Source organism: Streptomyces sp. NPDC050121 (genome assembly GCF_044460385.1).
GTDB lineage: Bacteria > Actinomycetota > Actinomycetes > Streptomycetales > Streptomycetaceae > Streptomyces > Streptomyces soliscabiei.
The window spans coordinates 529,752-542,807 of the sequence record NZ_JBITJV010000001.1; the positions used below are offsets into that span (position 1 = coordinate 529,752).

The 13,056-nt window shown below is 69.4% G+C and carries 1 protein-coding gene (cut by a window edge); it reads right to left on the reverse strand.

What is annotated here, in order from left to right:
• Positions 1–12,918: the beginning of an EndoU domain-containing protein gene (locus ACIBTS_RS02335; RefSeq protein ID WP_399315923.1), read on the reverse strand. 15,369 nt of this gene lie to the left of the window's left edge; 12,918 of the gene's 28,287 nt are visible here — the first part of the coding sequence; its start codon is at positions 12,916–12,918; its stop codon lies off the left edge, out of view.
• Positions 12,919–13,056 lie beyond the last annotated feature (138 nt).

Below are 13,056 nucleotides of genomic sequence, written 5' to 3' on the forward strand. Positions count from 1 at the left end.
GCGCATCGCCTGATCCGGGACGGACCTGCCCGCCAGCCAGTCATCGAGCATCGCCGGGCTCACCGGGACAGCATCGTCGCTGAGCGCGGCGGCCACAGCCCACTGCGCGGCAAACGCACTCTGGTGGTTCGTCCGCTCCTTCTCCCACAGGAGTCTGAGGATGCTGCTGGAGGGCGCGGTGGTGTCCTGTCGGGGAGCGCCGTCCGGCGGGTCGTTCGGGAGGAGATCGCCGAGTAGTTCCTCGGTCCCGACGGGCTGACCAGGCCAGTCGAAGTCGGGCAGCTCCGACTCGTTCGTCCGGGACTCGTCGCTGAGCCGCGGCCGCTTTCCCGGAGGCTGCGCCTCAGAGGAACCGGGCGACCAGGTCGCGGCGCTCCGGTCACCCCGCTCGCCGGACGGCTCGCTGGGCTCGTCAGGCCGCCGGTTCTGCAGGGATCGCTCTCCCTGCTCGGGCGGGTCTTCCAGACCGAGGAGCGAGAAGTCCTCCACGTGCAGCGCGGCCGTTTCCAGCTCCTCCTGCCATCCTTCGGACGACGCTTCCTCGTCGGGAGCCCGCAATTGCCGGTGCAGCTCGCCGATCTTGCGAGCAGCGTCTGCGTCCGGAATGCGTACGCCGTTCAGCCAGAGCCCTGCCGTCGTGACGGGGACCTCCAGTCGCCGGCTCACGGCTTTCTGTGACGTCAGTGTGCGGACCAGGTCGGTCAGGTGGGACAGGGTCGTCCGGTAGGTGTGGAGTTCCTCGGGGATGACGCGTGCGGCGTGCTCGGCGATCCGCTCGCGCATCGCCTGATCCGGGGAGGACCAGCCGTTGCGCCACTCGCGCACCGTTGCCGGGCTCACCCTGACGTCACCGTCGCTGAACGCGTCGGCCACCGCCTCCCACGCGGCAGAGCCGTTCCGGTACTGGCTCTCCTTCTCCCACAGGAGCTTCAGGATGCCTCTGTAAGGCGCGGTAGGGTGCTGCCGCGCGTCGTCCTCGCCCTGTTGGTTCCGCCGTCCTGCGTCACGCACCGCGGGCGCCACATCCCGGTGGTCCGGGCCGGCGTCCGGCGCGGGCCCGGTGTCGGTGTCGGCGGTGGTGCCGTGGTGGAGGTAGGGGCTGAGGACATCGGCGATCTGCCGCAGGTGATCGGAAGTCAGGACGAAGTTCTGGGGTGGGTCGGTGAAGGGGCCCATCAGGCTGGATTCGCCCTCGGCGAGGGTCTGCTCGCTGCGGCTCACCAACCTCCGCGCCCTCAACCAGGACTCCGGCGGGTCGGGGCGCAGGGGGGGCGGCGGGGTCAGCAGGACGCGCGGGTCGGGGTTGTCGTCGATGACACCGAGGCCGTGGACGATCTCGTGGACGTACGCGGCCGGATGCGCATCGGTGTACCAGGAGTTCTGCACCATGGACCGGTCAGGGATGGACGGGTCGGGCCGGTCAGGGCGGGCGCCGGGTACGGTGACGACGGAGTCCGCCTGCTCCTCCGAGTTGACGAACCGCACCTCCACGCGCAGCAGCGGCCCGGGCAGGGAAGGGCCGGTGACCTGGTCGGGCTGGAGGGCCGGCAGGCGGTAGTCCCGCTGGTTGACGAGGCGGTCCAGGCCCAGGACGAGCCTCTTGCGAAGCTCGGCGACCTCGGCCTCGCTCACACCGTCCTCCGGAACCAGGTGGATCCGGCGGGTGAGGCGGATGGTGTCCTGGGCGGGGGTCGCACCACGGTAGTGGGCCCAGGAGTAGCCGACCCGGGTGCGCTCGCCGGATCCCTGCGGGCGGTTCACCAGCCACGGCGCGTCGAACTCGACGAGCTCACCGTCTACCAGCCGGGTCACCGTGCGGGTGCCGGGCGGAGCGGGCGTGAACACGAACGCCTCGGGCGTCCCTTCACCACCGAACGGAATCCACCGCTCGCTACGTACCTCGCCCGAGGCCAGCAGCTCACCGCCGGCCTCGTCGGCCTGCTCGTTCTCGCGGCTCGCCGGGAGACCGGAGTCGCCGCCGTGCACCATGGTGTAGTCCACCGCCGGCACGAAATCGGTCTCCATGTCCTCCGGTTCGAAGTCGACCTCCATGGCTCTGCCGCCGGAGGAGTCATCGTCGTCGGAGAGGTCCGTGGCCGTGGGGCCTGCACCGGCCGGCCTGTCCACGTCGAGCAGTGTGGCGAGGATGTCGAGGTCGTCCGCCTGAAGGCCCGTCGGTCCGGCGTCGTCCTGGTCTTCCGGTTCGGAGTCGTTCGCCCAGAGAGCTTCCTCCCACGTTGGTGCGTCTTCCTCCATGGAGGCGTCTCCCGGGAAGTCGTCTTCCATGGAGGCGTCTCCCGGGAAGTCGTCTCCCGGGAAGTCTTCCGTGAGGACATCCCGGAGGTACTCCCTCATGAAGTCCGGCGTGGGGATGTCTGTCTCGTCGCGGGTGAACGGGTACGCGGGTGTGTCCGGGGTGGAGTTGTGGTCCTGGTGTGCTGCGGGCGTCGTCGGCATGGGGGCGTCGGGCGTGGTGGGTGAAGCGGTGGCGGGCGTGGGCAAGAGGTCGGTCAGTTCGTTGCCGGTGAGTTGGACGGGTGCCTCGGCCGGGTCGATGCCGAGAGCCCTCAGCCGGCTCACGAGCGAGTCGTACGCCGTGTCGATCAGGCGGGCGGTGTCCACGGTCAGCTTCTCGGTCTCACCGAAGATCCGCAGCAGGCGCACCGTCGGTTCCTCGGCCTCCAGTTTTCGGGCCGCCTCGGCGGTTCCGTAATACTGGACCAGGAGGCGCACCTTGGGCCGGGCGTCGTACGGGGTGACGCGTCTCGTCACCGCGTCGGTGGTGACGCCGGCGGGACCGTGTTCGTCGAGCAGGGCGAGCGCCGCGTCGATCCGGTCGGCCGTCTCCCTGAGCGGGTTCCTCATCTCACCGAGGCGGTACTCCCCCACCCGCAGTCGGCCGATGCGGAGCACGGCGGCGACGTTCTCGTCGGTTCCCAGCGCGTCGCACAGCGTCTGGATCTTCGTCTGCCAGGGGTTGCGAGCACGGTTGACGTCTACCCGCGCGGCCACCTCCTCGGGGGTGACCGGCCCGGGACGCTCGAGCAGCAGGTCGGCGGCTGCCTTGAGCCGCTGACCGACGGTACCGGCCGGAGGCGTGGCCGTGCCGGTCAGGTAATCCCGCACACGGTCCTGGTCCGTCTCAGCCAGTACCTCGGCCGCGGCCCTCACCTGACCAGCCTCGTCCTCCTGCGGGCCCTGCCGGTTCAGCACCAGCCTCATCCTGGCCTGGACGAGCGTGGTCGGCGCGTTCCCGTCGGCCCCGGCGGTCGCGGTCCCCAGGACGTCGATCCCCAGCTGCTCGCACTCTGCGTACAGCGCGTCCACCCGCTCGGCAAACTCCCGGAAGACCGGCGCGCCATTGAGTTGACGCCGCAGCGTCGCCGGCGAAACCATGAGCTCTCTGGCCAGGTCCCTTTTACTGCCCGCTACGCCCGTCAACGCCTGGAGTTTGGTTGCGGTGTCGTCGTCCGGTGTGACGCGTGCGGTGACCGCGACGGCGGTGACGAGACGGCCTTCGCCGAGCAGGGCGAGCGCCACGCGGATCCGGTCGGCCGTCTTCTTCGGCACCTCCGACTCATGACCACCCAGGCGGTACCTGCCCACAGCTCTACGGCTGCACTCGAGCACGTCGGCCACGGCGGTCTGTGTTTCCAGGTGCTTGGTGAGGTCCGCGATGGCGTTCTGGAGCCAGGTTCTGCGCTGGCGGACGTGGTTCGAGACGTCGTCGAAGTCCGGTGTGGTGTTCTGCTTCAGGAGCAGGTCGACGGTTGCCGTGATCCGCTCCGCGACCTCCAGCGTCGGGGAGGAGGTGCCGGCGCGGAGGGATTCCAGGACTTGCGATGGGACGCCGAGCAGTTCTGCCGTGATGTCGGAGCCGAGCCGGTCCACCAGGTACCGGGTCTGCACCATGTGGAGAGCAGGGGTGTCGGCCGGTGTGGTGGGGAGGCCGTCGGGGTGGACGCGCGCGGCGTGTTTGGCGATCCGCTCGCACATCGCCTGGTCCACGGGACGCTTGCCGGACATCCAGTCGTACACGTCGTTCCGGTCCACCTTGACCGTCTCACTGCTGAGTGCGTGGGCCACCGCCCGGAGCGCGGACTCGTCGTCCGCGTGGGTCTCCTTCCGCTTCTCCACGTACAACGATTCCAGGATGTCCCTGACGGACGCGGCGGTCTCCGGCGACCGCACGTCGCCGGAGGCGAGGCGGCCGTGCAGCTCGTCGATTCTTCCGGCGGCGTCTGCGCTTATCGGCCTGCCGCGGAGCCAACTGGTCACGGTGGACTGGTTAAACCCCAGCTCCCTGGCCACGGCCGCCCCGCTGCTCAGTGTGCGGACCAGGTCTTGCAGCTGGGACAGGGCGGCGGACGGGTCGGTGAGGTTCGCTCCGTTGGAGTAGGTCACCGCGGGGGATACGTCCGGGTCCGTGTCCCGCGCCGTTCTCTGGTCTTCCGGTTCGAAGTCGACCTCCATGGCTCTGCCGCCGGAGGAGTCATCGTCGTCGGAGAGGTCCGTGGCCGTGGGGCCTGCACCGGCCGGCCTGTCCACGTCGAGCAGTGTGGCGAGGATGTCGAGGTCGTCCGCCTGAAGGCCCGTCGGTCCGGCGTCGTCCTGGTCTTCCGGTTCGGAGTCGCTCGCCCGGAGAGCTTCCTCCCACGTCGGTGCGTCTTCCTCCATGGAGACGTCTTCCATCGGGCTGTCGGCAAGGGCGTCATCGTTGTGGGAGAGGTCCGTGGCGGTGGGGTTCGCACCGGCCGGCCCGCGGGAGTCCACGCCGAGCAGTGGGGCGAGGATGCCGAGGTCGCCGGGTAGAAGGCCCGTCGGTCCGGCGTCGTCCTGGTCTTCCGGTTCGGAGTCGCTCGCCCGGAGAGCTTCCTCCCACGTTGGTGCGTCTTCCTCCATGGAGACGTCTCCCGGGAAGTCCTCTTCCATGGAGGCGTCTCCCGGGAAGAATTCCGTGAGGTACTCCTCCATGAAGTGCGGCGTGGGGATGTCTGTCTCGTCGCGGGTGAACGAGTACGCGGGTGTGTCCGGGGTGGAGTTGTGGTCCTGGTGTGCTGCGGGCGTCGTCGGCATGGGGGCGTCGGGCGTGGTGGGTGAAGCGGTGGCGGGCGTGGGCAAGAGGTCGGTCAGTTCGCTGCCGGTGAGTTGGACGGGTGCCTCGGCCGGGTCGATGCCGAGAGCCCTCAGCCGGCTCACGAGCGAGTCGTACTCCGTGTCGATCCGGCGGGCGGTGTCCACGGTCAGCTTCACGGTTTCACCGAAGATCCGCAGCAGGCGCACCGTCGGTTCCAGGGCCTCCAGTTTTCGGGCCGCCTCGGGGATTCCGTGCCACTGGACCAGGAGGCGCACCTTGGGCCGGGCGTCGTACGGTGTGACGCGTCTCGTCACCGCGCCGGCGGTGACGGCGGCGGGACCGTGTTCGGCGAGCAGGGCGAGCGCCACGTCGATCCGGTCGGCCGTCTCCCTGAGCGGGTTCCTCACCCTACCGTGACGGTAGCCCGACACCGCCTCTCCTGTGATGCGGAGCACGGCGGCGACGTTCTCGTCGGTTCCCAGCGCGTCGCACAGCGTCTGGATCTTCGTCTGCCAGGGGTTGCGAGCACGGTTGACGTCTACCCGCGCGGTCACCTCCTTGGCGGTGACCGGCCCGACGGGACGCTCGAGCAGCAGGTCGGCGGCGGCCTTGAGCCGCTGACCGACGGTACCGGCCTGAGGCGTGGCCGTGCCGGTCAGGTAATCCCGCACAAGGTCATGGTCCTCCTCAGCCAGTACCTCGGCCGCGGCCCTCACCTGACCAGCCTCGTCCTCCTGCGGGCCCTGCCGGTTCAGCACCAGCCTCATCCTGGCCTGGACGAGCGTGGTCGGCGCGTTCCCGTCGGCCCCGGCGGTCGCGGTCCCCAAGACGTCGATCCCCAGCTGCTCGCACTCTGCGTACAGCGCGTCCACCCGCTCGGCAAACTCCCGGGAGACCTTGACCTGCGTGCCACCTTTGAGTGGATACCGCAGCCTCGTCTGCGAAACCTTGAGCTCTCTGGCCAGGTCCCTTTCACCGCCCGCCACCTGCCTCAACGCCTCGAGTTTGGTTGCGGTGTCGTACTGTGTGACGCGTGCGGTGACCGCGACGGCGGTGACGAGACGGCCTTCGCCGAGCAGGGCGAGTGCCGCGCGGATCCGGTCGGCCGTCTTCTTCGGCACCTTCGACTCATGACCACCCCAGCGGTACCTGGGCACAGCCGACGAGCTGCAGCCGAGCACGATTGCCACGGCGGCCCATGTTTTCAGGTGGCGGGTGAGGTCCGCGATGGCGTTCTGGAGCGGGGTTCTGTGCTGGCGGACGTGGTTCGTGACGTCGTCGAAGTCCGGTGTGGTGTTCTGCGCCAGGAGCAGGTCGACGGTTGCCGTGATCCGCTCCGCGACCTCCAGCGTCGGGGAGGAGGTGCCGTCGCGGAGGGATTCCAGGACCTGCGATGGGACGCCGAGCAGTTCTGCCGTGATGTCGGAGCCGAGCCGGTCCACCAGGTACCGGGTCTGCACCATGTGGAGAGCAGGGGTGTCGGCCGGTGTGGTGGGGAGGCCGTCGGGGTGGACGCGCGCGGCGTGTTTGGCGATCCGCTCGCACATCGCCTGGTCCACGGGACGCTTGCCGGACATCCAGTCGTACACGTCGTCCCGGTCCACCTCGACCGTCTCACTGCTGAGTGCGTGGGCCACCGCCCGGAGCGCGGACTCGTCGTCCGCGTGGGTCTCCCACTCCTTCACGTACAACGATTCCAGGATGTCCCTGACGGACGGGTCGGTCTCCCGTCGCTGCAGGTCGCCGGAGGCGAGGCGGCCGTGCAGCTCGTTGATTCTTCCGGCGGCGTCTGCGCTTATCGGCAGCCTGCCGCTGAGCCATCTGGTCACGGTGGTCCGGTCAAACCCCAGCTCCCTGGCCACGGCCGCCCCGCTGCTCAGTGTGCGGACCAGGTCATTCAGCTGGGACAGGGCGGTCTGGGCGGTCTGGTCGTCGACCGCGGGGGCCGTATCGGGTCCGGTCTGGCCGGGTGGTGGGGACAGGAGCTGGGAGGCGGTGGCCTGTGCGACGGCGGGTTCGGTGTGCTCGGCCGGGGTCGTGATGGTGGTGTGCAGATACGGGCTGAGGACATCGGCGATCTGCCGCAGGTGATCGGTGGTCAGGACGAAGTCCTGCCGCGCCGGATCGGTGAAGGGGCCCATCAGGCTGGATTCGCCCTTGGCGAGGGTCTGCTCGCTGCGGCTCACCAACCTCCGCGCCCTCAACCAGGACTCCGGCGGGTCGGGGCGCAGGGGGAGCGGCGGGGTCAGCAGGACGCGCGGGTCGGGGTTGTCGTCGATGACACCGAGACCGTGGACGATCTCGTGGACGTACGCGGCCGGATGCGCATCGGTGTACCAAGAGTTCTGCACCATGGACCGGTCAGGGATGGACGGGTCGGGCCGGTCAGGGCGGGCGCCGGGTACGGTGACGACGGAGTCCGCCTGCTCCTCCGAGTTGACGAACCGCACCTCCACGCGCAGCAGCGGCCCGGGCAGGGAAGGGCCGGTGACCTGGTCGGGCTGGAGGGCCGGCAGGCGGTAGTCCCGCTGGTTGACGAGGCGGTCCAGGCCCAGGACGAGCCTCTTGCGAAGCTCGGCGACCTCGGCCTCGCTCACACCGTCCTTCGGAACCAGGTGGATCCGGCGGGTGAGGCGGAGGGTGTCCTGGGCGGGGGTCGCACCACGGTAGTGGGCCCAGGAGTAGCCGACCCGGGTGCGCTCGCCGGATACCTGCGGGCGGCTGATCTGCCATCGTGCGTCGGACGTGGCGGGTTCGCCGTCGGCCGTGCGGGTGCCGGGCGGGGCGGGGGTGAAGGTGAACGCCTCGGGTGTTCCCTCGCCGGTGCCGAAGGGGATCCAGCGGTCGGTGCTCACCTCACCCGAGGCCAGCAGCTCACCGCCGGCCTCGTCGGCCTGCTCGTTCTCCCGGCTCGCCGGGAGGCCGGAGTCGCCGCCGTGCACCATGGTGTAGTCCACCGCCGGCGCCACGTCGATCGCCATGTCTCCCGTGCCCGCCGTATCGCCCGGGCGGCCGCTGCCGGACAGATCGTCCAACAGGTCCTCGACGGCACGGTCCTGCGCGAACCACTCGTCCAGGTGCGACTCGTCCGCACCGGATTCGTCGTTCAGCCGTCGCTGCTCCTCGCCGGTCGTGCTCACGGACTCGTGGGACGACGTCTGCAGCCACTGTTCGCTGGGGAAGAGGGCCTCGTCCCCGGTGAACGGATTCTGGAAATCACCCATCAGGAAGTCGGCATCGTCCTCAGTGATGAGCCACTGCTCACCTTCGAGTTGCGTACCGTCCGTGGGTTGCACGTCCCCGAAGAAATCCAGCTCGTTTCCGGTGCGCTGGACAAGCTGCTCGGCGCTGTCACCGAAGTCGACGCCCAACGCCCGCAGCCGCTCGCGGACCGACTCGTACGCTGCATCGATTACGTCCCTGTCGAGCATGGACGGAGCGGCACCGGACATCAGCTTCCGCACGATATTTTCATCAAGATCGAGCTCTCTGGCCACGGCCGTGGGTGACCCGAGCCACTTTGCCAGGAAATCCAGCTTGCCGCGGGCGTCGTACCGCGTGACGCGTGCTGTGACGTCGTCGCGGCCGACCGTGCCGCCCGGGCCGCGTTCCTCAAGCAGGGCCAATGCCGCGTCGAACCGATCGGCGACGTCAGGCGACGGGTTCGGGATATCGCCGAAGCGGTAACGGCGCACGACTATCACCTCGATACGGAGGATGTCTGCCACGGCCTCGAACGATCCCAGCCGTTCCAGCAGGCGCGCCGTCTTGGTCTGGAGGGCGCTCCAGCTGCTGCTGACCCGGGCCGTGACCTCTTCCTCGGTGACCGGGCCGGTGCGGCCGGGTTCCTGGAGCAAGGCCACCGCCGCGTTGATCCGCTCGGCAACGCCTCGCCCCGGAGGTACGCCGCGCAGGTAGCCCCGCACCAAGTCCGCGCGGTCCTTGAGCTTGAGTATGCGGGCCACGGCCTCGTCCGACCCCAGCCGGTCCACCAGATACCGCACGCTCGCCTGGGACACGGTGATGCCATCGGCGAGCCCCAGCTGCTGGTACTTGCTGTGCAACGCATCGATCCGAGCAGCGAAGTCCGCACGTGGGTTGTTGTTTTTTTTGACTTTAGATATCGACTGCGTTGTTACACCGAGCTCCCGGGCCACGGCGCTCTTCGACCCCAGCCACTTTTCCAGGTCATCCAGCTTGCGGCGGGCGTCGTACGGCGTGACGCGTGCTGTGACGTCGTCGCGGGTGACCGTGCCGCCCGGGCCGCGTTCCTCAAGCAGGGCCAATGCCGCGTCGATCCGGTCGACCATGGCCTTAGCCGGGTTCCGGGTATCGCCGGAGCGGTAATGGCTCACGGCGCTCACCTTGACGCCGAGGACTTCTGCCACGGCCTCGCGCGATCCCAGCCCTTCCTCCAGGCGCACTAGCTTGGACTGGAGGTCGCTCCAGTTGCTGCGGACCCGGGCGTCGACTTCCTCCTTGCTGGGGGGGCCGGTGCGGCCGGGCTCCTCCTGGAGCAGGTCGACCAACGCGCGGAGACGCTCAGCATGGACCACCTCCATTTTCAAAAGCGGGCGGCTCGCCCAACCCTCCACATACTTTGGCCTGCCGACACGGACGGTGCGGGCCACGGCCCGGAACGATCCCAGCCTGCCCTTTGCATAGCGCACCTGGGCCTGGAGGAGAGTCTCCGGGCTGTGCCCCTCGGCCGCCGTACCCGCCACGGTCGAAACACCCGCCGCGGGCGCCTGCGGCGCAACAGGCCCTGCAGGCTCCCCGTTCGCACCCGAGGACTCCTGGGGCCGGCCGGGGAACTCGTCACTCCCGAGGACGTCGTCGAAGTCGTCGCCGTGCGCCATGGTGTAGTCCACCGTCGGCGCCACGTCGATCGCCATGTCCCCCGTGCCCGCCGTATCGCCCGGGCGGCCGCTGCCGGACAGACCGTACAGCAGGTCCTCGACGGCACGGTCCTGCGCGAACCACTCGTCCAGGTGCGACTCGTCCGCACCGGATTCGCCGTTCAGCCGTCGCTGCTTCGCCGGAGGCTGTCCCTCAGAGGATTCGGCCACCCGGCCTGTGGCGGCCCGGCTTGTGGCGGGCCGGGTCGTGCCGGGCTGGACGTGCTCCTCGCCGGCCGTGCTCACAGACTCGTGGGACGACGTCTGCAGCCACTGTTCGCTGGGGAAGAGGGCCTCGTCCCCGGTGAACGGATTCTGGAAATCACCCATCAGGAAGTCGGCATCGTCCTCAGTGATGAGCCACTGCTCGCCTTCGAGTTGCGTACCGTCCGTGGGTTGCGCGTCCCCGAAGAAATCCAGCTCGTTTCCGGTGCGCTGGACAGGCTGCTCGGCGCTGTCACCGAAGTCGACGCCCAACGCCCGCAGCCGCTCGCGGACCGACTCGTACGCTGCATCGATTACGTCCCTGTCGAGCATGGACGGAGCGGCACCGGACATCAGCTTCCGCACGGCTTTTTCATCAAGATCGAGCTCTCTGGCCACGGCCGTGGGTGACCCGAGCCACTTTGCCAGGAAATCCAGCTTGCCGCGGGCGTCGTACCGCGTGACGCGTGCTGTGACGTCGTCGCGGCCGACCGTGCCGCCCGGGCCGCGTTCCTCAAGCAGGGCCAATGCCGCGTCGAACCGATCGGCGACGTCAGGCGACGGGTTCGTTCTATCGCCGGAGCGGTAACGGTGCACGTCTAGCACCTTGATACGGAGGATGTCTGCCACGGCCTCGGGCGATCCCAGCCGTTCCAGCAGGCGCGCCGTCTTGTACTGGAGGGAGCTCCAGCTGCTGCTGACCCGGGCCGTGACCTCTTCCTCGGTGACCGGGCCGGTGCGGCCGGGTTCCTGGAGCAAGGCCACCGCCGCGTTGATCCGCTCGGCAACCTCTAGCTTCGGAGATTTGCCGTCCCGGTAGCCCCGCACCAAGTCCGCGCGGTCCTTGAGCTTGAGTATGCGGGCCACGGCCTCGTCCGACCCCAGCCGGTCCACCAGATACCGCACGCTCGCCTGGGACACGGTGATGCCATCGGCGAGCCCCAGCTGCTGGTACTTGCTGTGCAACGCATCGATCCGAGCGGCCAAGTCCGCACTTAGGTTAGTAGGTATCGAATCCAGTCTTGCACCGAGCTCCCGGGCCACGGCGTTCGTCGACCTCAGCCACTTTTCCAGGTCGTCCAGCTTGCCGCGGGCGTCGTACGGCGTGACGCGGGCGTCGACCTCTTCCGCAGTGACCGGGCCGGTGCCGCCGCGTTCCTCAAGCAGGGCCAATGCCGCGTCGATCCGCTCGACCATGGCCTTAGCCGGGTTCCGGATATCACCGGAGCGGTAATGGCTCACGGCGCCCACCGAGACTCTGAGGACTTCTGCCACGGCCTCGCGCGATCCCAGCCCTTCCTCCAAGCGCACTAGCTTGGACTGGAGGAGGCTCCAATTGCTGCGGACCCGAGCGTCGACTTCCTCCTTGCTGGGGGGGCCGGTGCGGCCGGGCTCCTCCTGGAGCAGGTCGACCAACGCGCGGAGACGCTCAGCATGGACCACCTCCATTCTCGAATGCGGGCGGCTCGCCCAACCCTCCACATACTTTGGCCTGCCGACACGGACGGTGCGGGCCACGGCCCGGAACGATCCCAGCCTGCCCTTTGCATAGCGCACCTGGGCCTGGAGGAGAGTCTCCGGGCTGTGCCCCTCGGCCGCCGTACCCGCCACGGTCGAAACACCCGCCGCGGGCGCCTGCGGCGCAACAGGCCCTGCAGGCTCCCCGTTCGCACCCGAGGACTCCTGGGGCCGGCCGGGGAACTCGTCACTCCCGAGGACGTCGTCGAAGTCGTCGCCGTGCACGGACAGATCGTCCAGCGGCTCCTCGACGGCACCCTCCCGCGTGAACCACTCGTCCAGGTCCAACTCGCCCGCGGTCCGGGCAGGTACGCCCTCGCCCGGTTCTCCCGCCCCCCGTGCATCGCGCATCGCGGGGGCGACATCCGGACCGCGCCGACCGGAGGGTTCCTCCACCCCCTGAGCCGACGTGGCGCCGGCCGTGTTCTGGTGGAGGTAGGGGGTCAGGACATCGGCGATCTGCCGCAGGTGATGGGAGGTCAGGAGGGCCTTCTTGCCGTCCTGGTACGGGTTCATCAAGTCGTAATGGCCGTCGGGGACGTCCTGCGGGTGGTGACCACCCGGCGTCAGCAGGACCCGCGGGTCGGCTCCGTCCCTGCCATCACGCACACCCAGGCCGTGAACGATCTCGTGAACGTACTTGTCGGCGGGAGCGTCGGTGTACCACTCGTTCTGTCTCATCGGCTCGTCGTCGGTGGGCCTGCCCTTGACGACGGCCACCACGGTGTGCGCCCGGTCCTCGGAGGTGACGAACTCGACGGTGACCTGGAGCCGGGGACCCGACTCTCCCCGGTCGTCGCCCTGGTCCTGGAGGGCCTCCAGCCTGTGGCCCGGCTCGTTGACGAGGCGGTCCAGGCCCAGGACGAGCTTCTCGCGGACCTCGGCGACCTCGGCCTCGCTCACACCGTCCTTCGGAACCAGAAGGACACGGCGGGTCAGCCGGACGGTGTCCTGCTCCGGCGTGCTTCCCCGACGCCGTTCCCACACGTAGCCGACGTCGGTCCGCTCTCCCGAACTGTCGGGCCCCCGCCGCACCACGGGTGACCCGTCCTTCACCCCGAACTCGAACGCCTCCGCCAGGGGCTCTCCCTTCGGCCCCTGCCCGGCCCGGAGGGGAATCCACCGCTCGGAACGCACCTCGCCCGCCCCCCACAGCGCACCCGGCTCCTGCCCGCCGGCGCCCTGCCCGCCGCCGGGTTGCGCGGCCAGTTCCACGGTCACGGGCGTGACCGCGGTGGCCTCGCCCCTGACGGACCGCCCGGAAGGGCCGGCGGACACGGCGGTGTCGCTGTCGGACTCCGAAACGTCGGGCCGGTCGGACCTCCGCTCCTGCGTCCGTCCGTCATCGGTGCCGGCCGC